The 25,565-nt window shown below is 66.0% G+C and carries 18 protein-coding genes and 1 tRNA gene; 7 read left to right on the top strand and 12 right to left on the bottom strand.

From position 1 onward, the window contains the following. Window positions 1–21 precede the first annotated feature (21 nt). The 3 genes from HV681_RS22790 to HV681_RS22780 all read left to right on the top strand — a co-directional run bounded on the left by HV681_RS22790 (window position 22) and on the right by HV681_RS22780 (window position 3,218). Window positions 22–1,008 (top strand): alpha/beta hydrolase, encoded by a 987-nt coding sequence (locus tag HV681_RS22790; RefSeq protein ID WP_254595044.1) that lies wholly within the window; start codon window positions 22–24, stop codon window positions 1,006–1,008. Window positions 1,009–1,040: 32 nt separating this feature from the next. Continuing rightward, complete coding sequence (gshA, locus tag HV681_RS22785; RefSeq protein ID WP_175125136.1) at window positions 1,041–2,612, top strand: glutamate--cysteine ligase; 1,572 nt, start codon at window positions 1,041–1,043, stop codon at window positions 2,610–2,612. Window positions 2,613–2,696: 84 nt separating this feature from the next. Further along, window positions 2,697–3,218, top strand: coding sequence for a lipocalin family protein (locus tag HV681_RS22780; protein WP_175125135.1), 522 nt, complete (start codon window positions 2,697–2,699; stop codon window positions 3,216–3,218). A 9-nt stretch (window positions 3,219–3,227) separates the two neighbouring features. On the opposite strand, the gene HV681_RS22775 is transcribed toward HV681_RS22780, so the two are convergent. The 6 genes from HV681_RS22775 to HV681_RS22750 form a co-directional block, all read right to left on the bottom strand. Next, window positions 3,228–4,175, bottom strand: coding sequence for a M14 family metallopeptidase (locus HV681_RS22775; RefSeq protein WP_175125134.1), 948 nt, complete (start codon window positions 4,173–4,175; stop codon window positions 3,228–3,230). A gap of 55 nt (window positions 4,176–4,230) precedes the next feature. Next, window positions 4,231–5,223 carry a Bug family tripartite tricarboxylate transporter substrate binding protein gene (locus HV681_RS22770; protein WP_175125133.1) on the bottom strand — a complete coding sequence of 331 codons (993 nt, stop codon included), beginning with the start codon at window positions 5,221–5,223 and terminating at the stop codon, window positions 4,231–4,233. A 218-nt stretch (window positions 5,224–5,441) separates the two neighbouring features. Next, window positions 5,442–6,356, bottom strand: coding sequence for a LysR family transcriptional regulator (locus HV681_RS22765; protein WP_175125132.1), 915 nt, complete (start codon window positions 6,354–6,356; stop codon window positions 5,442–5,444). 27 nt (window positions 6,357–6,383) lie between these two features. Next, entirely contained in the window at window positions 6,384–7,139 is a 756-nt protein-coding gene (locus tag HV681_RS22760; protein ID WP_175125131.1) for a GntR family transcriptional regulator, read from the bottom strand. A gap of 11 nt (window positions 7,140–7,150) precedes the next feature. After that, window positions 7,151–8,062, bottom strand: coding sequence for a fumarylacetoacetate hydrolase family protein (locus tag HV681_RS22755; RefSeq protein WP_175125130.1), 912 nt, complete (start codon window positions 8,060–8,062; stop codon window positions 7,151–7,153). A 67-nt stretch (window positions 8,063–8,129) separates the two neighbouring features. Then, window positions 8,130–9,254 (bottom strand): cupin domain-containing protein, encoded by a 1,125-nt coding sequence (locus tag HV681_RS22750; RefSeq protein ID WP_175125129.1) that lies wholly within the window; start codon window positions 9,252–9,254, stop codon window positions 8,130–8,132. A gap of 217 nt (window positions 9,255–9,471) precedes the next feature. Here HV681_RS22750 and HV681_RS22745 point away from each other — a divergent pair, with 217 nt between their 5' ends. Further along, window positions 9,472–9,717: a hypothetical protein gene (locus tag HV681_RS22745; RefSeq protein WP_056327580.1), complete on the top strand. Its 246-nt coding sequence runs from the start codon at window positions 9,472–9,474 to the stop codon at window positions 9,715–9,717. A 124-nt stretch (window positions 9,718–9,841) separates the two neighbouring features. Here the strand turns inward: HV681_RS22745 and HV681_RS28050 are convergent, their stop codons facing one another. Further along, window positions 9,842–13,216, bottom strand: coding sequence for an autotransporter outer membrane beta-barrel domain-containing protein (locus HV681_RS28050; RefSeq protein WP_175125128.1), 3,375 nt, complete (start codon window positions 13,214–13,216; stop codon window positions 9,842–9,844). Window positions 13,217–13,717: 501 nt separating this feature from the next. Further along, window positions 13,718–16,111: an autotransporter outer membrane beta-barrel domain-containing protein gene (locus HV681_RS22735; protein ID WP_175125127.1), complete on the bottom strand. Its 2,394-nt coding sequence runs from the start codon at window positions 16,109–16,111 to the stop codon at window positions 13,718–13,720. A 249-nt stretch (window positions 16,112–16,360) separates the two neighbouring features. Between HV681_RS22735 and HV681_RS22730 the strand changes: the two genes are divergently transcribed. Beyond that, window positions 16,361–17,224 (top strand): hypothetical protein, encoded by an 864-nt coding sequence (locus HV681_RS22730; RefSeq protein ID WP_175125126.1) that lies wholly within the window; start codon window positions 16,361–16,363, stop codon window positions 17,222–17,224. Window positions 17,225–17,454: 230 nt separating this feature from the next. On the opposite strand, the gene HV681_RS28045 is transcribed toward HV681_RS22730, so the two are convergent. After that, window positions 17,455–20,595: an autotransporter outer membrane beta-barrel domain-containing protein gene (locus HV681_RS28045; protein WP_302478750.1), complete on the bottom strand. Its 3,141-nt coding sequence runs from the start codon at window positions 20,593–20,595 to the stop codon at window positions 17,455–17,457. A 382-nt stretch (window positions 20,596–20,977) separates the two neighbouring features. Here HV681_RS28045 and HV681_RS22720 point away from each other — a divergent pair, with 382 nt between their 5' ends. After that, on the top strand, window positions 20,978–21,445 hold the full coding sequence (locus tag HV681_RS22720) for a Rid family hydrolase (protein WP_175125124.1): 468 nt from the start codon (window positions 20,978–20,980) through the stop codon (window positions 21,443–21,445). A gap of 30 nt (window positions 21,446–21,475) precedes the next feature. Here HV681_RS22720 and HV681_RS22715 read toward each other — a convergent pair whose 3' ends face one another. Together HV681_RS22715 and HV681_RS22710 are read right to left on the bottom strand one after the other, a co-directional pair. Beyond that, a complete protein-coding gene (locus HV681_RS22715; protein ID WP_175125123.1) occupies window positions 21,476–22,387 on the bottom strand; it encodes a LysR family transcriptional regulator in 912 nt (303 codons plus the stop codon). Between the two features lie 226 nt (window positions 22,388–22,613). After that, window positions 22,614–22,688 (bottom strand) — tRNA-Arg (locus HV681_RS22710). A gap of 231 nt (window positions 22,689–22,919) precedes the next feature. Between HV681_RS22710 and HV681_RS22705 the strand changes: the two genes are divergently transcribed. Next, entirely contained in the window at window positions 22,920–23,849 is a 930-nt protein-coding gene (locus tag HV681_RS22705; RefSeq protein WP_175125122.1) for a c-type cytochrome, read from the top strand. A 112-nt stretch (window positions 23,850–23,961) separates the two neighbouring features. Here HV681_RS22705 and HV681_RS22700 read toward each other — a convergent pair whose 3' ends face one another. After that, a complete protein-coding gene (locus tag HV681_RS22700; RefSeq protein WP_175125121.1) occupies window positions 23,962–25,488 on the bottom strand; it encodes a 3-hydroxyacyl-CoA dehydrogenase in 1,527 nt (508 codons plus the stop codon). Window positions 25,489–25,565 lie beyond the last annotated feature (77 nt).

Raw genomic sequence — 25,565 nt, 5'->3', positions numbered from 1 at the left:
CAGAAATTGTCGCCGATTTCCATGGCACCCGCGCCCGATGGCACGTTGCTCGCCAATTATTGCTGGCCCGCCGCGCCAAATGTCCCGCCTCCGATAGCGGGCGACGGAGGCCGGCTATCCGGTGGCCGGCACTCCGGTGACGGGCTATCCGATGACGGGCACTCCCGTGACGCGCAGGCCGCAGACGGGCAGCCGGCAGCCCGGCCCAGCATCTATCTGCTGCACGGCCTGAGCGAGCACGCCGGACGCTATGACCGGCTGGCGCGCTGGCTGACCGCCCGGGGCTGGACGGTGGGCGCGCACGATCACCGCGGTCACGGCCGCTCCGGCGGACACCCCGCCACCCTGCGTGACCAGGAAGACCTGGTCACCGATGCCGTGGACCGGCTGCAGGACTGGACACAGGCCTGCGGCCGTCCGTCCATTCTGCTGGGCCACAGCCTGGGCGCCCTGGTCGCCGTGCGCATCGCCCAGCGCCGGCTGGCCGACCTGGACGGGCTGGTGCTCAGCTCCCCGCCCTTTGCCGTCAATGTTCCGCAATGGGTGCGCCGCACCCTGACATGGATGTCTCTGCATGCCCCCGACCTGCGCGTCCCGCACGGCCTGGCGCCCGCCCGCATTTCCCACGACCGGGCGGTTGTGAAGGCCTACCGCGCCGATCCCCTGGTGCGGCGCCGCATGACCGGGCGGCTGGCGCGCTTTGTGGACGAAGCCGGCCAGCAGGCGCTGCGCGAAGCCAGCCTGCTGCCCTGCCGCACCCTGCTGATGGTGGCCGGCGACGACTCCATCGTGGCGGCCGAAGGCAGCCGCCAGTTCGCCCAGCGGGCGCCTGCTGAATTGCTCACGCTGCGCTGGTACGACACCGCGTGGCACGAGATCTTCAACGAAACCGCCCCCATTGCCGATCCCGTCTATGCTGACCTGGACGAATGGCTGGCGCGCACCGCCCAGACATTGTCCCTGTCCCCAGTACTGGTTCCCTCAGCACAGGAGGCCAGCACCCCGTAAAATCCGGCGACAGCCCCCAACGAGAACAATCCGTGACCGATACTGCCGCCAACCGCCTCGCCCGCCTAGAGGCCAACCGCTCGATGCTGACCCAGACCCTGCGGGGCATCGAGAAAGAAGGCCTGCGCGTGGACGAACAGGGCATCCTGGCCCGCACGCCGCACCCCGCCGGGCTGGGCTCGGCGCTGACCAACGAACACGTCACCACCGATTATTCCGAGTCGCTGCTCGAGCTCATCACGGGCACGCACGACAACGTGGACGCGCTGTTGGCCGAGCTTGCCGACACGCACCGCCACGTCTACACCGTGCTGGACCATGAACTGATCTGGAATCAGTCCATGCCGGCCACGCTGCCGCCCGAACCTGAAATCCCCATCGCCTGGTACGGCACGTCCAACACGGGCATGCTCAAGCACGTCTACCGCCGCGGTCTGGCCGAACGCTACGGCAAGACGATGCAATGCATCGCCGGCGTGCACTACAACTTTTCGCTGCCCGAAGCCCTGTGGTCCGTGCTCGACACGCAGCCCGGCTCCGGCCAGGACCGCCGCTCGCGCGGGTACATCGGCCTGATCCGCAACTTCACGCGGTATTCGTGGCTGCTGATGTACCTGTTCGGCTCGGCGCCCGCGCTGGCCAGCGGCTTCCTGCAAGGTCAGGACCATGCGCTGGACAAGCTGGGCGACCACACCCTTTACCTGCCCTACGCCACCAGCCTGCGCATGAGCGACCTGGGCTACCAGAACAAGGCGCAGTCGCAGCTCAAGCTCTGCTACAACGACCTGGACACCTTCCTCGGCCGCCTGTACGGCGCCGTGACGCAGCCCTGGCCCGACTATCAAAAGATCGGCACCCACCGCGACGGCGAATGGATCCAGCTCAACACCAACGTGCTGCAGATCGAAAACGAGTACTACTCCAGCATCCGCCCCAAGCGCGCCACGGGCCGCTGCGAACGCCCCATCACGGCGCTGGCCGAACGCGGCGTGCAGTACGTTGAAGTGCGCTGCCTGGACATCGATCCGTATTCGCCGGTCGGCATCGACGCCACCACCGCCCGTTTCGTCGACGCCTTCCTGCTGTTCTGCACGGCCTCGGACAGCCCGTTCTTCCCCGCCAACGGTTACTGTCAGCGCAGTGCCGACAACTTCTCGGTCGTCGTCAAGGAAGGCCGCAAACCGGGCCTCGCGCTGGACCGCGACGGCCAGACCATCGGCCTGGCGCAGTGGGGCCACGAACTGCTGGACCAGATCGCGCCGTACGCGGCGCTGTACGACAGCGCCATGGGCGGCACCGCCTACGCGGATGCGCTGGCGGTGCAACGCGCCAAGCTTGACCAGCCCGACACCACGCCCTCGGCACGCCTCTTGACCGAACTGAAGGACAGCGGCCTGTCGTTCCACGATTACTCGCTGGCGCTGAGCCGCAAGCATGCGGATGCGCTGCGCGCGCAGCCGCTGCCGGCCGACGTGGCCACAGCCTATCAGCAAGCCGCCGAAGCGTCCGCCGCCGAACAGCTCCGCCTGGAACAGTCGGACACTGAAGACTTCGATACCTACGTGAGCCGCTATCACGCCGCGCTCAAGGCGCCGCGCAAATAAGGCGTATCGTTAGGGATTGGTCCGCGCCGCGCCCCTGCGGGGTGCGCGCGCGGGCCTTACCAGTCACATCAGGAGGTTTTATCCATGCGCCGCACCGCAAAATTTCTGCTGGCCCTGGCGGTCAGCGTGGCGGGCATTGCCCACGCCGCGCCGCCGCCCATGCAGACCGTGGAATCCGTCGACCTGAAACGCTACGTGGGGATGTGGTACGAAATCGCCAACTTCCCCATGTTCTTCCAGCGCAATTGCGTGGGAGACACCACGGCCGAATACACCGCGCATCCGGACGGCACCATCGGCGTGAACAACCGCTGCCGCACCAAGGACGGGGATATCGATTCGGCGTCGGGTACCGCCACGGTGGTCGAAGGCAGCAACAACGCCAAGCTCGAAGTCACGTTCTTCAAGCCATTCAAGGGCGATTACTGGGTGATCGGCCTGGATCCCGAATACCGCTGGTCCGTCGTCGGCACGCCCGATCGCAAGTACCTGTGGATCCTGTCGCGCTCACCCAAGCTGCCCAAGGAAGAACTGGACAAGGCGCTGGCCGCCGCCACGGCGCAGGGCTATCAGCTCGACGAGCTGCGCTACACGCCGCAGAAGTAAGCGCCCCCCTCAGCCCGCAGCGTAGTCGCGGGCCAGCCTGACCACCGTCACGCCGGGCTTCAACTGCCGCAGCGACGGCATGATCAGCGTGCAGTTGGCGTAAGGCGTCACCACCGGCTGCTCGTCGGCCCAGCCGATGAGCGATCCGGCCTTTTCAAACGTTTCCAGCCCCGACCAGGGGCCGGCAAACCGCACATTCATCGAAGGCGCCACCACGGCGTCCGTCACTTCCAGCACGCGTTGCGCCGCCGGATCCGGCAGCAGCCAGCCTTCGGGCAGGTCCGGCGCGTCAATCACGCCCGATTCCACCAGCATCCGCGCCACCATGTCGCGCGCCACATCGCGCGACGACAGGTCGCCATGAAAGCCGCATTCGATCAGCAGGGCGCAGGCGTCGTCGCGAGCCGGGTCGCCAAAGTGTTCAAAGTCGCGCATGCGCACGCCGTCCTTGTGGCCGGCGTCCACGATGACGTGCTGCGGCGCCTTCAGGCGGCGCGCCAGCGCGATATTTCGCGGCAGCACGCCCGTCAACAGCAGCGGCGCCCCCGGCTCGTGCATCGAATGCAGGTCCAGCAGCCAGTCGGCGCGCCGCACCCAAGGGCGCAGCGCCGCGCCGCGCTGGCGGTCCGGCGACGTGGGGTTGTCCAGACGCTCGGCGCTCCAGACGCGGTTCATGTCTTCCTGCACGAAACGCGACGCATCGTGGTTTGCGTGATCGAAGCGGTCGAACGCGTCCAGGTTGCAAAAGGCCAGCGTCAGGCTGCCGCGGCGCGGGCGCAGACCCGAGGCCAGCAGGTCCTTCAGCGCCCAGGCGCCGCACAACTCGTTGCCATGCACGAGCGCGCTCACCATGAGCGCCCGTCCCGGCACGCCCGAATCAAAGTGCCACACGCCCGGCGTGTCGGTATTGCCCGCGCGCTCGGCGGCGATGTCGGGAACGGGGAGCTTGAATTCCATGGTGATATCCGCTTGATGCCTGGTCTTTCGATGGTGTGATGCGTCGCGCGCAGCCTTATTGCGCTTCGATCTTGGCGGCCTTGACCAGCGCGCCGTACTTTTTGGTTTCTTCGGCCTGGAACGCCACCGGGTCCACGCCCGGCTTGGCCACTTCGCCGCCGGCGTCCTGCATCTTGGCGCGGAACTGGTCCGACTTCAGCGTTTCATCCAGCACGGTGCGCAGCTTGGTCACCACCGGCTCGGGCAGGCCGGCCGGGCCGTACAACGCGAACCACAGGTTGATGTCCACGGACTCAAAGCCCTTGGTGGCGGCCAGCGGCGCGATCTCGGGCGCGGCGGGCGAACGCTTGTTCTCGGTCAGGCCCAGCGCGACGATATTGCCGCTGCGCACCTGCGGCAGCCCGGAGGACAGCACCAGCATGCCGTAGTCCAGCTGACCGCTCATCAGGTCGGTCACCAAAGGCGACACGCCGCGGTAAGGGACGTGCTCGGCGCGGGTGCCGGTGGCCTGGTTGATCATCTCGCCGGCAAGGTGCAGCGTCGTGCCCACGCCCGACGAGCCGTAGTTGAACGTGCCGGGCGCGGCGCCCTTCAGCTTTTCCAGATAGTCGGCGGCGGTCTTCACGCCCGAGTTCTTGCTGGCGGCCAGCAGCATCGGCTGCGAGGCCACGATGCCCAGCGCCGTGAAGTCCTTGGCGCTGTCGTATTTGACGGCGGTGTTGATCATGCGGGCGATCACCATTTCGTTGGTGGAGCCCAAAAAGATGGTGTAGCCGTCCGGCGCGGCGCGCGCCACGCGTTGCGCGCCGATCGTGCCGCCGGCGCCACCCACGTTCTCGACCACAACGGTCTGGCCCAGGCGCTTGCCCAGTTCTTCGCCCAAGAGGCGCGCGGTCAGATCCAGGCTGCCGCCTGCGGGGTAACCGACGATCAGCGAAATGCTGCGGGACGGATAATCGGCCGCGCTCGCGGCAGGGGCCGCGGCAAGCGCCGAGGCGGCACACAACGAGACTAGCGCCGCACGCAGCGGCTTCAAGATGGACTTCATGACTTTCTCCCTGGGGTGCTGTGGGTGGACGGCGGAGCCGTCTCATTTGATTTCGGGAGCTATTTTCGAGCGCGGCCCAGGGGCAGTCCGTGCCAAAGCGGCACATCGTTGTGCTGATCGGGATTCTGGCGGCGAGATATGGTCGCTGAACTCCAGCTACTGAACAAAAGACGTTGAACTTCAGGCGCAGGAATCCGGACCCGAGGCCAGACCTGAATTCACGCCTTGCGATTCGCCGTCGCTTCCCAGGCGGCTTCGGCCAGGTCGGTCAGCCGCGCGCGCGGACGGTACAGGCGGACTTCGAATGCGATCTCGTCGCTGCGTCCGCCCAGCTCAGCCAACGCGCCGCGCCGGCAGTCAGCCGCCACCATGGACCACGGCAGCCAAGCCACCCCCACACCCTTGGCGACCGCGCCGTGCGCCGCGTCCAGGGAATCGCTGCGCACAAACGGCGTCAGCGCATACGGCGTGGCCTCAAGCCGATCCCCCACGATGCGCTCCATCGCCAGCCCGCCGGTGTAGGTGATGAGCGGCACGGGCGCCCCGCCCTCCTGCAGCAGAAAGCGCGGCCGGCCCCGGGTATCCATCTGGCTGACCGGCACCAGCTTGTCCGTCGCCAGCGTCATATACCGATAGCGCGAAGGGCTGAGCGGCACGGACAGCGCGGGATGCTCGTAGCAGCACAACAGGTCGACCTTGCCCTGTTCCAGCCGCACCACCAGGTCCTGCGCCTTGCCGGTGGACAGCTCCACCTGCGTGCCGTCCGTCAGCACGCGCGGCGTGCGGTGGCGCAGCCGCGCAATCCAGTCCGCCACCAGCGTGCGCGCCAGGCTGCGGCCCGTGGCGATGCGCAGGACGGCCTCGCCGCCCGCGCCCGAACTGCGGATGCGATGGCGCACCAGCCCCATCTGCTCGACGACCTGCGTCGCCGTCTTGAGCAACGTCTCGCCTTCGGGCGTGAGCGTCACCGGCAGGCGCTGGCGTTCCACCAGCGGTGTGCCGGCCCACGTCTCCAGCGCACGGATGCGCCGCCCGAAAGCGGGATGCGTGACGTGCCGCAGCTCGGCCGCACGCACGAAGCTGCCGGTCTGCGCCAGCGCAATCAGGTCTTCGAGGAGTTTCAGGTCTGCCATGGACGACAAGCTTACGGCATCGCGCTGCTAGGCCGCCGCTTGTCCCTCGGGCAGGGACAGGATGCGCGCGATGACCTGCGCCGTCTCGCGGTAGTGCGCCGCCAGCAGCGCCACCGCGCGATCAGCATCGCGCGACACCGCCGCATCCAGCAGCGCGCGGTGCTCGTCGTCAACATCGCGTTCAGGGCCGTACGCCATGGCTTGCGCGCGCGCCGGCCGGCGGTAGCGCTCGGTCTGCGCGTACAACTGCGCGGACAGGTCCAGCAGCCAGGGTGAGCGGCAGGCGCCGATCAGCGCCTGATGAAAATCCTGGTGACGGGCTTCCAATGCGTCCTCGCGGTCCGGGTCCAGCCCCGGCGCGGCGTCCGCGCGCCGCGCGGCCAGCGCCAATGCGTGAAACGCGCCGACCAGCCGAGCCTCCCAGGCGTCGTCGGCATTGGCCAGCGACCGGCGCAACGCGTCGCAATCGATCAGGATGCGGGTCTCGCAGGCATCGCGCATTTCGTCCACGGACAGCGGCGCGATGCGAAACCCGCGCGACGTCGTGGTGAGCACCATGCGTTCGCTGCGCAACCGGTTCAGCGCCTCGCGGATCGGCGAAAAGCTGCCGCCATAGCGCTGGCGCAGCAATTCCAGCCGCAGCGACTGGCCCGGCGCAAACGCGCCGCGCATGATGTCGCGGCGCAGTTGCCGGTAGATCTGTTCGGACAGCGTGATGTCTTCGATCTCGGCGCCGCCGTTTGCCGCCGCATCCTCACGCGGGGCCTTGATTCTGGGTTTCAAGCGCGGCGCTCCTAGACGGCCACCACCGGGTGGCGCAGCGTGCCGATGCCTTCGACGCAGGCCACGACCACGTCGCCCGGCCACAGGAACTCCTGCGGTTTGCGGCCGGCGCCCACGCCCTCCGGCGTGCCGGTGGCAATGATGTCGCCCGGCTCCAGCGTGATGCCCGCGCTGATGTCGGAGATCAGGAACGGCACCTTGAACAACATGTGCCGCGTGTTCGAACCCTGCTTCTTTTCGCCGTTGACCGTCAGCCACAGGTCCAGCACCTGCGGATCGGGAATCTCGTCGGCGGTCACGATGCACGGTCCGAACGGCGCATACGTGTCCTGCCCCTTGGAATAGATCCACTGCCCGGCGCGGCGGCAATCGCGCGCGCTCATGTCCAGCATCACGCTGTAGCCGAACACGTACGACAGCGCATCGGCCTCGGCCACGCGCGACGCGCGGCGTCCGATGATCACCGCCAGCTCGACTTCCCAGTCCAGTTGCTGCGTGATCTTCGCGTTGTGCTCGATGGCGTCGCCCGGTCCGATCACCGTCGTGGGCGGCTTGGAAAAGATGACGGGCTGCTTGGGCAGGTCGGCCGACGTGTCCAGCGTGCGACTGGATTCGGCCACGTGCTCCACGTAGTTCAAGCCGATGCCGAAGATGTTCTTGCGCGGACGCGGGATGGGCGCCAGCAGCTTCACGTTCTCCTGCGGCACCGCGCTGCCCACCGGCCAGTTGCCACGGAACGTATCCAAGAGACGCGTCGCCTGCGCGACTGCCACCGGACCCAGATCGATGAATTCCAACATGTCGTCGGGCAAGTCGACCCCGCCTTCCTGACCCAGCAGGAACAGGTCGATCACGTAGCCGTCGACAAGCGCGCCCAGGCGGGCGGCGGCGGTGGGATGAGCGCGAAAGGTCACCAGGCGCATCGGGAACTCCAGAAGGTCAAAGGTTGATGGAACCGGCCGCCACGGCGCGGCGGTTTGCGTTCAGAAACTAGATCAGCTGCTGATGGCCGCCGTTGTCCTGCACCGCTTCCTCGCGATACAGGGCCAGCGAGCGCATGACGGGCAGATCGTTGAAACAGAAGAGGCATGCGTCGTCGTTGAACGACAGGTTGGCGTGTTCGTGGATGGCCCAGGACGGCACGCAGAAGATGTCGCGCTCGGTCCAGTCATAGCGCTTGCCGTCGATGACGGAAAAGCCGCTGCCCTTGGCCACCTGGTAAATGAAGCTGCCGGTATGCCGGTGCGCCTTTGTGTGCTCGCCGGGACGCAGCAGCTGCATGCTGGCGCCAATCGTCGGCATGACGGGGCCGCCCGTCGCCGGATTGACGTATTCCAGCAGGATGCCGTCGTAGGGACTGCCCGCGGTGGTGCGCGCGTAGCGGCGCAACGCCTCGTACGTGGGCTCCCATTCATACTTGAAGAGCGGGGAATACGGCTTGGTCCATCCGGAAACCTGCGGCCGCAGCGCCACGCCGCCCCACGCGCCGCTGGTGTCGTCCACCGGGTGCGTGACGGTCTGGTTCAGGTCTGGATGCACGGCATAAAAGCCCGCTTCCAGTGCGTTGACCAGGGGGATGTCCAAGCCGTCCTGCCAGATGCAGGTGGTGCCGTCCTCGGCCACGCCGTGCTCGTGCCAGGTGCCGTTCGGCGTCAGCACGAAATCATTCGCCCCCAGCGTCATCTTGTGGCCGTCCACCACCGTGAACGCGCCCTGTCCTTCCATGATGAAGCGCAGCGCCGAATGCGTGTGCGCATGCGCGGACGCCAGCTCGCCCGGCCGCATCACCTGCAGCCCGGAATACAGCCAGCCCACCGCGGCCGCCACGTCGCGCCGGCCAGGATTGTTCAGGTAGATGACGCGACGTCCCGCCTCTTCGGGGGACACCAGTTCGGCGGACCGCAGCACGTGACCGCGCAGGTCCTGATAGCGCCAGACCACGGGCACGGACGCCGACCGCGGCGCCCACGGCTCGATCTTGTTCGCCACCGTCCACAGCGCGCCGGTCTCCAGCCGCGCCAGCTCCTGGTAATAGGCCACCCGCTCCGGCGAGTCGGCCACATTGGCGCGGCCCGCGGTGTCTTCGCGGTAGGCGTCGTAGCGGTTCCCTTCCATTCCGTGCCCCTGGTTTTATAAAACGCTGAGGATTTTCGAAAATACTAAGCGCGGGGCCGGAGGGCGGGCAATGGCGAAACGCTAGGGGTTTTCCTTGAACGGCGGAGTCGCTTCGCAAAAATATCTTGGCGACCGTGGCAAAAATACTGTACAAAAACACAGTGCGACGTGATACATTGCGCTCGCCCGAAAAACTGTCGTCCAGGGGAGAATTCCTGTGTCAGAAGCTGCTCATCTCGTTCAGTACATCGTCGTTCCCTACCGCGCCGCCGCCAATGGCGTCGCCCCCGGGGAAATCCGCCCGGCCAGCAGCGAATTCGGAGCCATCCGCATCGCGAATTCCATGGCCTCCAAATTTGCCGGCGTCGCGGCCTATGAAGTGATGATCGACAAGGAAACCGGCGACATGGAATCGCCGCGCATCCTGATGCAGATCGGCACCGTGCCTTCACTGGACGACTAGCCAACGGAAATCGCCCGCCCCGCATGCACGCGGGGCGGGCGATTCAATGGCTTGGCGTGCAATGCCAGCACGCGGCCAGTACCTCTGTGGGGCCGGTCATTCGCAGACGCCTGATCTGCGAACGCTAGAACAGATACTTGATCCCCACCGAGCCACCCACCGCGCGCAAGCCCGACGCACCGCCCAATCCCTGCTCGGCGTTCAACTGCACATTGACGAACGTGTTCTTGCCGGCCCGACGGTCGTAGCCCGCCGATAGCCCCACGCGCGATCCGTCCAGCTTGTTGTCAAAGGCAATATCGCCTTGCGTCAGCGTCTGGTAGGAACTGGACGATTCCCCCAGCGTGTGCCGGTAGCTCAGCATCAGCCATCCGTGGTTCTGCGCGCCGTCCTGCTCGCCCCACGCTTTGGACAGCTTCAGACTCACGCGCGAATGCAGCGCATGCGATGCCGGCAACGCCACTTGGCCAACGTCATCATCGCCGTCGCGCAGCTTGACGTGCTGGACCATCACCTGCGCCTGAGGTTCGAGTCGAAGTCCGTTGGACGCATCGCCAATGTCGAACGCCTTGCCGGCTTCGGCCGACAACGCCACGCCCCAACCCGACGTCTGCATCGACATGCCATCCACGCCGTTCGATTGGGTTTTCACGCCATAGCGGCTGATCTGCGTGACGAAGTCGGCATACCCGCCCTTGCCGTCCATCATCGTGTAGTAGGCGCCCAGACCGTACATCGTCTGATCGCTGCGGCCGGCATTGATGGTCGAACGCGTGGATGCCTGGAAATGATCCACGTCGGCTCGGGATACCATCGCGGTGCCGAACACGCCCAGACTGTTGCGGCGGATGCCCTGGCTGGTCACGAAGAGGTCCGTGCCCACCTGCAGGCCGACCAGCGTCGTGCGGCTTCCCACCTGAGACTGCAGGATGCCGCGCGAAGCGCCATCGCGGTTTTCCCATCCGCCCAGCGTTCTGGCCCACGCATACGGGTAAACCTTCCGCGCCAGCATTTCGGTGGCGCCCATGCGTTCATTGAACGTCCCCACCGCCACTTCGGACTGCCTCAACGCTTGGCCGCCCAGCTGCGAGTACAGCGAGACCTCGGGGCGGGTTTCGCTGATCAAGTACCAGTTGTTGGCAAGTTCCGGTGAGCTATCCAGCGCGCCATGCGTCAGCACGTAGTGGAACGCGCCGCTCCGCGAAGCTTGTCCAGGCGTTTGCTGGAATGCGTTGTCCGTGCTGGCGCCGGCCTTGACCAGCAGATAGCCGTTTCCGCTGAAGGCATCGCCGAAGCCGCCGTCGGTGTTGATCGTCAGGTTGGTCAGCCCCGTGGCCCCGGCGTTCAAGGTGAGGTAATCCGCTGCGCCGTTGGCGGGGGGGCCCAAGTGCAGTTGCACTTCGCCGCCACTGCCCACCAGATTGTTGGCGGTAAACGTTCGGCCGATCTCATCGTGGGCCCAGTCCGCGGGCGGTGCAAACGCGACGCTGCCTTCAAGCCGAAGCTCACCGACGGTGCTGAGGTTGTTTGCTTGCGCGGGGTTGGAAGCATCGGTCAGCACGTTCCATTTGCTGGTCGCGTCGATGGCGAGACTGGGTCCATCCACCCAACCGTCGAGCGTGGCGCCACCTGCCAGACGCAAATCGGCGCCAACCGCACCCACGACCCGGGCGAACGCATGATCGGCATGGCCCAGCGACGTCCCCCGGATCTCAAGCGCGCCGTCGAATAGCCGCGTGATGCCGGTGTACGTGAGCGGGCCCGTCAGCGTCGTCATGCCTTCCAACTGATGCAGCTCGCCGCTACCCGATATGGCATTGGAGAACGCGCCTCGGTGCTGAGACATCGCCAGGACGGCATTGTTTTCGATCGCACCTGCGCCCAGAGATCCACCGTATTGCGTGCCGCCGGCGCCAAGCTGAAGCACCCCTTCTTCGATGACGACCGCGCCGGAAAAGGCGTCATTGTCACGACCGATGGACAAGGTTCCCGCGCCGGTCTTGATAAGCGCGCCCGATCCGGTGATGTTTCCGAACAGGTGTACGTCCGCCGCCTGCCCTTGCGTCGCCAGCTCTGGATTTCCTGTCCGGATCACGCCGTCTCTGGCGAAATGCATGTCACGGTCCATCACCGTCGCAGCCTCCACCTGCAGCCCGCCGCCGTTGAAGGTAAGCGTGCCTGACCGATCACCCAGATTGATGTCGTGGTCAATCGCGAGCCACCCGCCCGACAGCGTCCACGGCGTTCCGACCTGGCCGGTCCCGCCTATCAGCTTCCAGGTTCCGGCCGACGTTTTCTCGAAGGCATTGAAGCCCAGATATTGGGCCGGTCCGGTCGCACCGGTTCCGATCAGGCTGACATCGAAGACGTTGTTGTCGTAGTCCAGGCGGGCGTCCCAGCCACCATCAAGAACGAGCGTATTCGTGCCGCCCGATTCCGTGGCATCGACCAGGCCGATGATCTGGCTGTCCGGGTTGTCCCAGCCGCCCTGCGCCTTGAGCACCAGCGTGGAATCGCGGGCGGTCGCGGCATATTTGATGGCGGTGTCCTGGTTCTCCGGGCCCTGCGATATCGTGCCCGTATTGATGATTACGGAGTTGGCGCCCGTGACGTAGACGCCGTGACCGCTCGTGCCCCCGGCGCCGCCCGCGGGGCCGCCCTCGACGTAGCTGCCAGGCCCGCCGTTGCCGCCCGATCCGCCAGCCGCCCCGCCGCCGCCTCCGCCACCGCCGTAGCCGTCCAGGACGGCGTCGATTTCTTGCCGGCTCAACCCCAACTCCAGCGCTTCGGCCGCTTCAGGGTTGGCGATGCCGCCGTCTACCCCCGACTCTCCGCCGGCAATGCCGCCCCCGCCACCCATGCCGGAAATCTGACTCTCGAACAAAGCCTGGCCGGGCGTTCCTCCATGGGTGTAGGTGCCACCGCCCCCGCCGCCACCGCCTGCAAACTTGCTGGCCCCTGGGCTCTGAATATTGCCTCCGCCCGACGAACCATTGCCACCCGCGTGGCCCCCATCTCCGCCAAAGCCTGCCCCAAACGCGCCGCCAAAGGTGAGGTCCGCGCCGCCGCCACCCCCGCCGCCGCCACCGCCGCCCGCGCCCCCGCCTCCGTCACCACCGCGGCCGCCATTACTGGACACGGTCATATGAAAAGCGCCCCCGCCACCGCCCCCGCCGCCGCCGCCCTTGCCGCCGCTGATCGCGTACCCGTCGTTATGCAAGACCACGCCGTCGCCCGAGATCACGATGCCGTGCCCGCCGTTACCTCCCGAGCCTCCCGCGCCCCCCACGATACCGCCGCGTCCACCGCCCCCGCCGCCGCCCCCCCCGCCGCCGGGCGCCCCTTCAATGTCGTCATAGGTCGTATAGGACGTCGTGATATCCAGGGCGGTAATGCCATCCCCGCCGTCCCCGCCCCTGCCGCCATTGGCAGCCCCGCCAACGCCGCCAACGCCCGCCTCGCCAATGATCAGCGCGCGCGCAGCGGGATGCGGGGACATGCCGAGAGAGATCAAGGACAGGCCAAAGAAAAGCCTGAGCGTGATGCCGCGCGCTTTGTGGATTTGAGTCGGGGTCGAATGTGCGTGTCGCAACGCCAAGCAAGAATCCGTGTGCATCTCTGGTTCATCCTGGGTAGTGGATTCACGCGCGGCTTCACGAAAACAATGGCACCCGGCGCATCGGGCTGCACCAGGCGAAATCGTCTGCTTGAGGTTTTAAGAACGTGGAACACCGGACTTGCCGGTTGCGCGCTGAATTCCGATTAATGACATCGCGCGACGTCGGCTGAGTAGTCTCAAGTAATTATTGATACCCATATCGTCGGCGCAATTGATTCTGTGTATGCGCGCAGGATTCGCCGAGAGTACGTTTACTCCGTTGGCCCGCAATCTTCCAAAGCCACCGATTCCAGCCGTCGAAATGCGACTGATCCTAAATGAGCGAATACCCGCGCAGCCGCTATGCGGCGGGGCGCCTACGCGAGGGATGTTCTGTGTTCGCTAGAACAGATACTTGATGCCGACCGATCCACCCACGGCGAGCAACCCCGACTCGCCCCCCAGGCCCTGCTCGGCATTCAGCTGAACATTGATGAACGTGTTCTTGCCCGCCCGCCGGTCATAGCCCGCCGACAGGCCCACGCGCGATCCATCCAGCTTGTTGTCGAACGCGATATCGCCTTGCGTCAGCGTCTGGTAAGAGCTGGTCGAGTCCCCCAGCGTGTGCCGGTAACTCAGCATGAGCCACCCATGGTTCTGCGCATCGTCCTGCTCGCCCCAGGCTTTCGACAGCTTCAGGCTCACGCGCGAATGCAGCGCATGAGATTTGGGCAGCGCCACGCGGCCAAGGTCATCATCGCTGTCGCGCAGCTTGATGTGCTGGACCATCACCTGCGCTTGCGGTTCAATTCGCAGCCCTTCGGACGCGTCGCCGATGTCGAACGCCTTGCCGGCTTCGGCCGACAGCGCCACGCCCCATCCCGATGTTTGTAGCGACATGCCGGCCGCGCCGCTCGATTGCGTTTGGACGCCATACCGGCTGATCTGCGTGACGAAGTCGGCATATCCGCCCTTGCCGTCCATCATCGTGTAGTACGCGCCCAGGCCGTACATCGTCTGATCGCTGCGGCCGGCATCGATCGTTGAACGCGTGGATTCCTGATAATGATCCACCTGCGCGCGCGAGACCATCGCAGTCCCGAACACCCCAATGCTGTTGCGGCGAATCCCTGTGTTGGTCACGAACAAGTCCGTTCCCACCTGCAGCCCGCCCAGCGTCGTGCGGCTTGCGACCTGTGATTGCAGAATGCCGCGCGACGCGCCGTCGCGGTTTTCCCAGCCCCCGAGCGTTCTGGCCCAGGCAAACGGGTATACCTTCCGAGACAGCGTTTCGGTGGCGCCCATACGTTCGTTGAAAGTGCCGACCGCCAGTTCGGACTGCCGCAGGGCTTGCCCGCCCAACTGCGAGTAGATGGAGACCTCGGGGCGGACTTCGCTGATCAAGTACCAGTTGTTGGCGAGTTCCGGCGAGCCGTCCTGCGCGCCATGCGCCAATACATAGCGAAACGCACCGCCCCGCGGAGCCTGTCCCGGCGTCAGCCTGAAAGCGTTGTCCGTGCTGGCGCCTGCCTTGACCACCAGAAAGCCGTTTCCTCGGAGCGGATCGCCAAAATCGCCCTCGGCGTTGAGCGTCAGATTGGTCAAGCCCGTCGCTCCGGCGTTCAAGGTCAGGTAATCCACGGTGCCGGCGGCAGTGGGAATCATGTGCAGCTGCACTTCACCACCGCCCCCTGCCAGGTTGTTGGCGGACAACGTGCGTCCGATCGCATCGGTGGTCCATTCGGCGGGTGGCGCAAAGGCAACGCTGCCGGCAAGCTGGAGTTCGTTGACCGTGCTGAGGTTGTTGTCTTGCGCGGGGTTGGACGCGTCGGTCAAGATGTGCCACCGGCTGGACGCGTCGATGGAAAGACTCGGCCCATCCACCCAACCTTCGAGCGTGGCGCCGTTGGCCAGGCCCAGGCCCGCACTGCCCGCACCGATGACCCGGGCGATCGCATGATCGGCCTGGCCCAACGACGTGCCGTCGAGGACCAGCGTGCCATTGTCCACCCGCGTGACGCCGGTATAGGTGAGCGGTCCGGTCAGCGTGGTCGTGCCCGGGCCTGCCTGTCGCAGTTCGCCCGTACCCGATATGGCGTTGGACATGACGACCGCGTCGGCGCGATCGATGGCCAGGACGGCGTGGTTCTCGAAAGCGCCCGCCCCCAACGATCCTGCGGTCTGACCCGTGCCGAGCTGCAGCACGCCATCGTCAATCAGCGTGTCGCCAGCAAAGGCATTGTCGCGGTCGATGATCCACGTGCCCGCGCCGGTCTTGGTCAGCGTGCCCGATCCCGTGATCGCGCCTTGCATCACGGATACCGTGCCGTCCGCCGCACGGATCGCGCCCTCTCCCGCGAACTGCATGTCGCGCTGCGTCAGGATGTCGGCATCCAGTTGCAGTCCGCCGCCGTTGAACGTGATAGCGCCGGCCGCGTCGCCCAGGCTGGCGTCCTCGGCAATCGCGAGCCACCCGCCCGACAGGGTCCAGGGTGTGAGGGTATGGCTGGGCGTTCCTGTCAGCGTCCATGTTCCGGCCGACGTTTTTTCGAAAGCATTGAAGCCCAGGTATTGCGCCTGCGCGCCACTTCCGATCTGGCTAACGTCAAAGGCCAGCGCGCCGCCGCCATCCAGAGCCAGCGTATTCTTGCCACCCGACTCCGTGGCGTCGACCAGGCCGATGATCTGGCTGCCCGCTTGCAGAACAAGCGTGGAATCGCGAGCCGTGGCTGAATACTTGATGGCGGTGTTCTGGTTCGCCGGCCCTTGAGATATCGTTCCGGAATTGATGATCATGGTGTTGGCGCCGGTGACATAGACACCGTGACCGCTGTTGCCGCCAGCGCCGCCTGGAGGCCCGCCAGGGAATCCGGTCCCACGCCCGCCGTTGCCGCCAGATCCGCCGGCTGCCCCGCCGCCTCCGCCGCCCCCACCAAATCCTTCCAATCCCGTTCCTGGATTTGCCCGGCCACCGTCTACGCCGGCCTCACCGCCAGCCATACCACCCGATCCGCCTACTCCCGGACTTTGGCTATGGAATAACCCTTGGCCCGCCGACCCGCCGTTGTTGTAGGTACCGCCGCCACCGCCACCGCCACCCGCATAGGGGGACGTCCCCGGGACGTCGCCGCCACCCGGCATGCCATTTTCACCCCCATTGCCGCCATTTCCGCCGAAACCCGTTCCATCGATCCCGTTGGGGTTGATATCCGCGCCGCCTCCTCCGCCCCCGCCAGCGCCGCCGCCTTCTCCTCCGGACCCATTACCACCCCGGCCGCCGTCGCTGACCGCACGCTCACTGTAGCTACCGCCACCCCCGCCCCCGCCGCCACCGCCTTTGCCGCCGCTGATCGAGTAGCCGGCGTTATGCAGGACCACGCCGTCGCCAGAGATCACGATGCCGTGCCCACCGTTCCCGCCCGCCCCGCCCCCGCCGCCGGCAAAGTTTCCCGGCCCGCCCCCACCGCCACCGCCACCGCCGCCGCCGGGCGCGCCTTCAATGTCGTCATAGGTCGTATAGGACGTAGTGACATCCAGGGCCGCAAAACCATCCCCGCCGTCGCTCCCGTTGCCCCCGTTGGCAGCCCCGCCTGCGCCGCCCACCCCCGCCTCGCCGACGATCAACGCGCGCGCCGCGGGATGCGGGGACATGCCGAGAGAGATGAAAGACAGGCCAAAACAAAGCTTGAGCGCGATACCGCGCGCCTTGTTGGTTCGATTCGAGATCGAATCCGCATGTCGCGACGCCAAGCAAGAATCCGTATACATCAATGGTTCATCCTGGGTGGTGGATTCACGCGCGGCTTCACGAATTCAATAGCACCGGAGGATCAAGTGACGCTCCAGGCAGAACTGCTATTTGGGTCTCGTAAGAACGTGGAACACCGGAGTGGCCGGTTGCGCGTTTGAATAATCCGGTTAATCACATCGAACGACGGATGCACGCTGTAAAGCGTTCAAGCCTGTGTCGTCGGTGTCTCAGATTCTCTTTATGCGCCCTGGCTTCACCCAGAGTAGGTTTACTCCGATGCCGCACCAGCATTTATAAGAATCAGTTGCCGGACAAAATCAGACGATCGCTATGGCGCAAATTTCAAGAAACTGCCAGTTATCCGGCGGGCCCATGCTTCGCGCGATTGCTAGAACAGGTACTTCACCCCCACCGAGCCGCCCACCGCCCGCAACCCTGACGCGCCGCCCAAGCCCTGTTCGGCATGCACCTGCACGTTGACGAAAGTGTTCCTGCCCGCGCGCCGGTCGTAGCCCGCCGTCAGGCCCACGCGCGACCCATCCAGATCGTTGTCGAACGCGATGTCGCCTTGCGTGGCGGTGGGGTACGTACTGGAGGATTTTCCAAGCGTGTGCCGATAGCTCAGCATCAGCCAGCCGTGGTGCCGCGTCTCGGGTTGCGCGTCCCAGACTTTGGAAACCTTCAGGCTCACACGCGAGTGCAGCGCGCGCATTCCCGGCAGCGCCACCGGCCCGACGCGGTCTTCGCTGTCGCGCAGTCTGACGTGCTGGACCATCACCTGGGCTTGCGGCTCGATGCGCAGTCCGCTGGCGTCGTCGATGTCGAAGGCTTTGCCGGCTTCGGCGGACAACGCGGCGCCCCATCCGGACGTCTGCAAAGACAAACCTTGCGCGCCGCGCGAATGGGCCTTCACACCGTAGCGGCTGACCTGCGCGACGAAATCGGCGTATCCGCCCTTGCCGTCGATCAACGTGTAGTAGGCGCCCAGGCCGTACATGGTCTGATCGCTGCGGCCGGCAGCCACGGTCGAACGCGTGAACGCCTGATAGTGCGCCACGTCGTTGCGGGAAGCCATTGCCGTAGCGAACACGCCCGCGCTCCGGCGGCCGGCGCCTCTGCTGGCCACGAACAGGTCGGTTCCCACCTGTAGCCCGCCCAGCCGCGAATCCACGGCGACGTTCGCTTGCCGGATCCCCATGGGTGCGCCATCCCGGCGTTCGAGGACCCCGAACGATCGCGCCCAGACATACGGATAGACCGTTCGCGCCAGTGTTTCGGTCGCACCCATCCGTTCGTTGAACGAACCCACCGCCACCTCGGACTGCCGCAAGGCCTGATTGCCCAACTGCGAGTAGATGGACACCTCGGGGCGGACATCGCTGAACAGATACCAGTTGTTGGCCAGATCGGCTGCGCCGTTTCGCGCGCCGTGCACCAGCCCGTAGTTGAACGCGCCGGCCAGCGTGGGTTGTCCTGGGGATTGGCGAAACGCATGGTCGGTGCTGGCGCCGGCCTTGACCACCAACAGCCCGTCGCCGGCCATGGGATCTCCGAAGCCGCCGGGCGTGATGATCTTCAGGTAGGTCAACCCCGTGGCGCCCTGGGTCAGCGTCAGATGATCCGCAGCGCCGGTCGGACTGACGTGCAACTGGACTTGCCCGCCCGCGCCCGCCAGGTTGTTGGCGGTGAGTGTCCGGCCGACCTCGTTGTTGGACCCGTCGGGCGGTGCGAAGGCAATGCTGCCGGCAAGCTGAAGCGCGTTGACGGTGCTGAGATTGTTTCCCGCCGAGGCATGAGGGGTATCGGCCAGGACGTTCCATCGGCTCGTCGCATCGATGACGAGATTCGGTCCGTTCATCTGGCCGTCGAGCACGGCACCGTTGGCAAGGTACAAGGCCGCATTGCTGGCGCCAGCAACACTGGCCGCATGATCGGCCCGCCCCAGGCTCGTGCCTTTAATGACCAGCATGCCCTCATCAACTCGCGTAGCGCCTGTATGCGTGAGCTGTGCCGCCGGCGGGGTAATGCCCGATCCGGTGTCGTTGCGTTCGATGATCCATGTTCCGGCCCCGGTCTTGGTGAGGTTGCCGGCGCCGCTGATCGTTCCGTGCATCACGGACACGGTGCCGTCGGCAGTGTGGACCGCGCCATCACCGCGCAGCTGAAAATCGCGCTGCGATGTGATGCTGGCGTTCAACTGCAATCCGCCGCCCTCGAAGATGAGGCCGCCCGCCGTGTCTCCCAGCGCCGCGTCGTCCGTGATCGCGAGCCATCCCCCGGAAAGCGTCCAAGGCGTAAGCGCCAGCGCGGGCGAACCCGTGAGCGCCCACGTGCCGTGAGACGCTTTCTCGAATGCGTTGAAGCCTAGATACTGACCCTGCGCGCCGGCGCCGATCTTGCCCACGTCAAACGCCTGCGCAGCGCCGCCATCCAGGACCAGCGTGTTTGTGCCGCTCGATTCGGTGGCATCGACGAGCCCCTGAATCAGGCTGCCTTCGCGGAGCATCAAGGTCGAATTGCTGGCGGTCGCCGCGTACTGGATCGCGGTGTCCTGGTTGACCGGCCCCGCCACAATGGAGCCCGCGTTGATGATGATGGAGCCGGCCCCCGTGACATAGACGCCGTGATTGCTGCTGCCGGCTGCGCCACCCCCATTCGTATCGAAACGCGAGTACTGCCCGCCGCCACCGCCATCGCCGCCTGGCGCTCCGCCGCCCCCACCCCCTGCGGCGAATCCTTCATACGGTTTGGCATCGCCTCCGTTGACGCCGGATGCCCCGCCGGCAATGCCGCCCGCCCCCCCAATGCCCTCGATCAGGATCGGCCACACGTCTGCGCCCGGCGCCCCCCCGTTGACGGAAGCACCTCCGCCCCCGCCCCCGCCGCCAGCCCAGGAGACGCCTGGAGGGCCCCCGCCGGCAGTCAGGCCATTTTCTCCCCCGTTGCCGCCGTCTCCGCCGAAGGCCGCCCGGACGTGTGCGCCGCCTCCGCCGCCCCCGCCGGCGGCGCCGTCAACGCCCATCGAGCCGTCACCACCGCGACCGCCGTCCGGCTCTACGGAGGGGTGGAAAGTGGAGCCGCCTCCCCCTCCGCCACCGCCGCCCTTGCCGCCGCGGATCGACCAGCCATCGTTGTGCAATACCACCGCGTCGCCTGAGATGACGACGCCGACTCCGCCGTTGCCGCCGTCGCCACCCGCTCCCCCCATGGAGTGACCATGCCCGCCGCCACCGCCTCCCCCGCCGCCGCCGCCGGCCCCGCCCTCGACGTCGCCGACCATGGTGTATGACGTCGTCAGGTCCAGGGCGGCATCTCCGTTGCCACCATCGCCGCCGCGGCCTCCATTGGGTGCGCCGCCGAGGCCGCCGGCCCCCGAAACACCCACGATCGCGCCCCAGGCATCGGGTTGGTGTGACATGTTCACGGACAGCAGCAACAGACCAAGGCAGAGCTTGATCGCGGTTGTTCTGGCATTGGGAAACAGCATTGAATCTGCGCGGCGCAGCGCCGCGCGGGAATCCACGAGCATCAATCGATCATCCTGGGTGTTGGATTGACGCGCGGCTTCTGTTCGTTCAGCTCGGCTGTTCGTCAAAGCGCATCGCGTCGGTGTGATCGATTGTGTTCAAGCTCCCCGGCCACACCCAGAGTACGTTTACTCCGATGGCGCGACCCGCTTATCAGGATCAACGTCCGCTTGGGAATCCGACGAGTCTCGGTTGCTCTGAATTCGATAACGTGCCAGCCCACCGGAACGTTTGCGGCGGCAAAGGTGTATTCATGCCGGCGGCATTCAAAGTGCAAATTTGCATCTTGAAAGCGCAGTAATGCGCTCCGGGAACTTCGTGCCACGGTTACGCTGGAGCCTTCTGATCACCCACCTTCTTTCCCATATCCCCAAGGAGAAAACCATGACGACGCAAGCGAACCCGCTCGACAAGAAAACCGCCTACTGGGGCGTGCCGTGGGAAGACGCCTATGGTTATGCGCAGGCGGTGCAGGTGGGCAACGAAATCTATGTGTCGGGCCAGCTCAACCACGACCAGGACGGCAACCTGATCGCGCCGGCCGAGCTGGACGACCAAGGCAAGCCGCGCGACTTCTCCACGATGGAAGCGCAGATGCGCGCCACCTACGAGAACCTGGCGGTGTTGCTGGGCAAATTCGGCGCCACGCTGGATAACGTCGTCGAAGAAACGCTGTATGTGCTGGATGTGGATGCCGCCTTTGCAGCGGCGGGCAAGGTGCGCAAGGCCGCGTACGGCACCGACCGTCCGCAAGTGGCCAGCAACCTGATCGGCGTGTCGCGTCTGGCGATGCCTGCGCAGTTGATCGAGATCGCTTGCAAGGCCATCCTGCGTCCCAAGGATGCCGGCTGACCGGGCACTGCTGATTGGCGGGAAAAGGGCCTAGCGGCCCTCGATCAATGCCTTCTGCTTGGCCACGGCCGCGGCGCAAAAGCGCATGAAAGCCTGGACGCGCCGGGATCCGCGGATGTCAGGATGGGTGAGCAGCCAAAGCTCATCCTGAAGCTCCGGCACGACGGGACCGACGCGCACCACATCGGCCATCGCGTCGCCCAGCATGCAAGGCAGGTAGCCCATGCCCAGGCCGGCCGAGATACCCGCGCTTACCGCGGCAACCGAGTCCGACCGGTAGGCAATGCGGGATGGCGCGACACGGCTTTCAAGGTAGTGCGCGGCCTTGAGCCCGGACAGCCCGCCCGCGTACGACACCCAATCCAGCTCGTAAAGGCGTTCGGCGGCGGGTGTCTTGCGGCCAAATTGCTGCGCAGCCCCGTAAGGCGCCCACGCGATGCCTGCCAGTCTGCGTCCCACCCAGCTCTCGGGCGGGCGCCGCGTCGCCCTGAGCGCGACGTCGGATTCGTCCCGCGCCAGATCCAGTGTGCCGTTGCCGACCAGCACCTCGACGGTCAATGAGGGATGCGCGGCTCTGAATTCAGCAATGATGGGCGTCAGGAAATACAGCAGGAGCGAATCGCTGGTGGCGACGCGCAGCGTGCCCTGCGGATCGTGCGCGGCACCGGAAATGCGTCGGGCCACGCTGACGACATCGAGTTCGACGCGCTCGCTCAGTGCGCGCAGCTCCGTGCCCTCAGACGTCAGCTTGTAGCCCGCGTGCCGCCGGTCGAACAACGCGACGCCCAACGCGGCTTCGGCGTGCGCCACGCGGCGCGAGACGGTGGAGGCATTGATGCCGAGCTTTTCGGCAGCGATCGACCGATTGCCGCAGTCGCTCAGTGTCTTGATGATGCGCAGGTCATCCCATGACAACTGTTGCGCCGCGTCGCGCTGTCCCATGGAAGGGCGATCGGAGTGCGTCTGAGTTTTTGCGGGTTTGGACGGCACGATGATTGGCGGATGCTCTTTCGCGGCGGATTATTAGGAATCGTCGGTGATCCTGCCCTCGCGATTTGCCCTCGCGATTGTGCCCGCGCGATTTTGTCCACGGGCTTTCGCCCGCAGTATCGGCGAAAACAAAAAAGGGCCCATGAAGGGCCCGGAACAACGCACTGCTTTAATCAGTTGGCGCGCCCGACAGGAATCGAACCTGTATCAAGAGCTTCGGAAACTCTCATTCTATCCATTGAACTACGGGCGCAGCGCAAGGAGGCGGTATTGTACCCAGTTTTACGCGTTCTGCATGAACTGGATCAAATCCTCCGGCAAACTCATCGAAAACCCGTCCTTTCTCATTGGACGATCGTCCATGACACCGTTATATAATCCAGCGTTTGCTTGCAGGCGGGCATGAGTTGCCGCCGACTTGTGCAGTTCTGATTTTCTGTTGCCGCCGCCAGGCGCCCCCGGTACCCGTTAGCAGGATTAGGTCATGAGCAACGAGCAGGAACACATAGAAGAGCACTCCTCCCCCATCAAGACCCCGAAGCAACTGATCGTCACGATCGTCCTGGCTTTCGTGGTTCCCATCGCCATCATCATCCTTCTGGTGAACATGGTGGTCACCGGCACCAAGACCGGCGCCGGCTCGGACGCTTTGTCCGGCGAGGCCGTCGCACGGCGGATCGCGCCCGTTGCGGGATTCGAACTCGTTGACGCCAACGCGCCCAAGGTCTTCAAGACCGGCGAACAGGTCTTCGCCACCGTCTGTACGGCCTGTCACACCGCTGGCGTGGCTGGCGCACCCAAGCTGGGCGACAACGCCGCGTGGGCGCCTTTCATCAAGGCTGGCTACGACGAGATGATGAAGGTCGCGCTGCACGGCAAGGGCGGCATGCCCGCCAAGGGCGGCAACCCGGCCCTGTCCGACTACGAAGTCGCGCGCGCCGTGGTCTACATGGCCAATAAGTCCGGCGCCTCGCTGCCGGAACCGGCAGCCCCCGCTGAAGACGGCGCCAAGAAGGAAGGCGAAGCCGCACCGGCCGCGCAAGCCGCTGCACCGGCGCCGGCGGCTCCCGCTGCTGCCGCGCCCGCCGCCGCTGCTCCTGCCGCCGCCGCACCGGCTGCCGCCGCTCCTGCTGCCGCCGCTCCCGCCCCCGAACAAAAGGCCGCCGCCGTCAACCCGGCGGGCGAACAGCTCTACAAGACGGCCTGTTTCGCGTGCCACGCCACGGGCGTGGCCAACGCGCCCAAGTTCGGCGACAAGGCCGCCTGGGAGCCCTACATCAAGACCGGCATGGACGCGATGGTCAAGGTCGCCATGACGGGCAAGGGTGCAATGCCTCCCAAGGGCGGCGCAGCCAACGCCTCGGAAGACGACATCCGCGCCGCCGTGGAGTTCATGGTGAACGCCGCCAAGTAATACCCGCCCGCATCGCAGGCGATAAAAAGCCCCTTGAATCTTCAAGGGGCTTTTTTTATCCGGTGACCCGGCTTCGCGTGGCAAAGGTGTCAGACACCTCGCCACCCAGCGATCAGTCCGCCGCCGACGTCTTCACCAGCGACATGCCCAACTGCACGCGGCGCTGCAGCCACAGGCTGGGACGGTAACGGGTGTCGCCCGTCACACGCTGCATGCTCTTCAGGATTTCCAGAATGCGATCGGCGCCCAGCTTGTCGCCCAAAGCCAGCGGGCCTACCGGGTAACCCAGCCCCAGCGTCACGGCCAGATCGATGTCCTCGGGCGTGGCGATCTTCTGCTGCGCGATATCGCAGGCGATGTTCACGATGTGCGCCACGATACGTTGCGCGATGAAGCCGGGCGAATCCTCGATCACCGTAACGGGCACGCCGTCGGCGGCCAGCAGTGCATGGGCCGCGTCGCGCCACTTGTCCTCGGTCGCGGGCGAGACCATGATCGTGCGGCGCTTCGCGTTATCGAACGCATACAGCGTGTCCAGGCCAACCGTGCGGCCCGCGTTCAGGCCTTGCGCGGAGACGCTGGTGGACACGTCTTCACCGAACGGCGTGACGATAATCAGCGCATCGGCATCCGGCGTCGATCCCGTGACCAGCGTGCCGCCCAGCTTTTCAACCAGCGCGGAAGCGCGGGCGTAGCCTTCGCCGTGCTTGGGGCTGACCCAGACCTTCAGGCCCTCGGGCAGCGCGGGCGCCGCCGCTTCGGCCGGCACCTGCTTCTGGCCGTCGGCGTAGACGTAGAAGCCCTCCCCCGCCTTGCGGCCGATCAGCCCGCCCGCCAGACGCACGGTCGTGATCGGCGACGGGCGAAAGCGCGGCTCGTCGAAGAACTGGCGGTAGATGGATTCCATCACCGGATGCGAGACGTCGAGCGCGGTCAGGTCCAGCAGTTCGAACGGTCCCATGCGAAAGCCCGCCTGCTCGCGCATCACGGCGTCGACCTGGGCGAAGGTGGCCACAGCCTCCTGCGCGACGCGCAGGCCTTCGGTGTTCATGCCGCGGCCGGCGTGGTTGACGATAAAACCGGGCATGTCCTTGGCGCGCACGGGCGTGTGCCCCATGCGGCGGGCCAGCTCGGCCAGGGCGTCGCCCACCTCCGGCGCACTGCGCAGGCCGTCGATGACCTCGACCACCTTCATCAGCGCAACGGGATTGAAGAAGTGATAGCCGACCACGCGTTGCGGACGCTTGCAGGCGGCCGCGATGGCGGTGATGGAAAGCGACGAGGTGTTGGACGCCAGAATGCAGTCGTCGGACACCACGCCTTCCAGCGCGGCGAAAAGATCACGCTTGACGTCCAGCCGCTCGACGATGGCCTCGACCACGAGCTGGCAGTTCGACATGTCGGTCAGCGCGGTGGCCGATTCGACGCGCTCGAGCGCGGCTTGTGCGTCGGCGGCGGTCAGCTTGCCCTTCTGGGCCAGCTTCTCCCAGGTCTGGCGCAAGGATTCGCGCGCGGCCGCAATGGCCTCCAAACTGGTGTCGTACAGACGCACGCGCAGGCCGGCCTGCGCCGCGATCTGCGCGATGCCGCGCCCCATGGCCCCGGCGCCCACGACGCCGATGGTTTGAATCTCCGTCATCAACTCTCTCCTGCCTGTATTGGAATGGATCGTGCGCCCGGCGCGGCGCGGCGTGCGCGACAGGCGGACTGGCCGCC

The sequence above is a fragment of the Achromobacter animicus genome, assembly GCF_902859585.1.
Taxonomy (GTDB): Bacteria; Pseudomonadota; Gammaproteobacteria; order Burkholderiales; family Burkholderiaceae_B; genus Achromobacter; species Achromobacter animicus.
This window is presented reverse-complemented; position numbering and strand designations above follow the sequence as displayed.

Excerpts from the sequence above, each read along its gene's own strand:
- HV681_RS22770 (WP_175125133.1), bottom strand. The coding sequence starts at position 5,223 with ATGAAGTCCATCTTGAAGCCGCTGCGTGCGGCGCTAGTCTCGTTGTGT.
- HV681_RS22700 (WP_175125121.1), bottom strand. The coding sequence starts at position 25,488 with ATGACGGAGATTCAAACCATCGGCGTCGTGGGCGCCGGGGCCATGGGG.
- HV681_RS22790 (WP_254595044.1), top strand. The coding sequence starts at position 22 with ATGGCACCCGCGCCCGATGGCACGTTGCTCGCCAATTATTGCTGGCCC.
- HV681_RS22720 (WP_175125124.1), top strand. The coding sequence starts at position 20,978 with ATGACGACGCAAGCGAACCCGCTCGACAAGAAAACCGCCTACTGGGGC.
- HV681_RS22715 (WP_175125123.1), bottom strand. The coding sequence starts at position 22,387 with ATGGGACAGCGCGACGCGGCGCAACAGTTGTCATGGGATGACCTGCGC.
- HV681_RS22775 (WP_175125134.1), bottom strand. The coding sequence starts at position 4,175 with ATGGAATTCAAGCTCCCCGTTCCCGACATCGCCGCCGAGCGCGCGGGC.
- HV681_RS28050 (WP_175125128.1), bottom strand. The coding sequence starts at position 13,216 with ATGTCCCCGCATCCCGCTGCGCGCGCGCTGATCATTGGCGAGGCGGGC.
- HV681_RS22705 (WP_175125122.1), top strand. The coding sequence starts at position 22,920 with ATGAGCAACGAGCAGGAACACATAGAAGAGCACTCCTCCCCCATCAAG.
- HV681_RS22735 (WP_175125127.1), bottom strand. The coding sequence starts at position 16,111 with ATGATCATCAATTCCGGAACGATATCTCAAGGGCCGGCGAACCAGAAC.
- HV681_RS22780 (WP_175125135.1), top strand. The coding sequence starts at position 2,697 with ATGCGCCGCACCGCAAAATTTCTGCTGGCCCTGGCGGTCAGCGTGGCG.
- HV681_RS22765 (WP_175125132.1), bottom strand. The coding sequence starts at position 6,356 with ATGGCAGACCTGAAACTCCTCGAAGACCTGATTGCGCTGGCGCAGACC.
- HV681_RS22755 (WP_175125130.1), bottom strand. The coding sequence starts at position 8,062 with ATGCGCCTGGTGACCTTTCGCGCTCATCCCACCGCCGCCGCCCGCCTG.
- HV681_RS22750 (WP_175125129.1), bottom strand. The coding sequence starts at position 9,254 with ATGGAAGGGAACCGCTACGACGCCTACCGCGAAGACACCGCGGGCCGC.
- HV681_RS28045 (WP_302478750.1), bottom strand. The coding sequence starts at position 20,595 with ATGCTCGTGGATTCCCGCGCGGCGCTGCGCCGCGCAGATTCAATGCTG.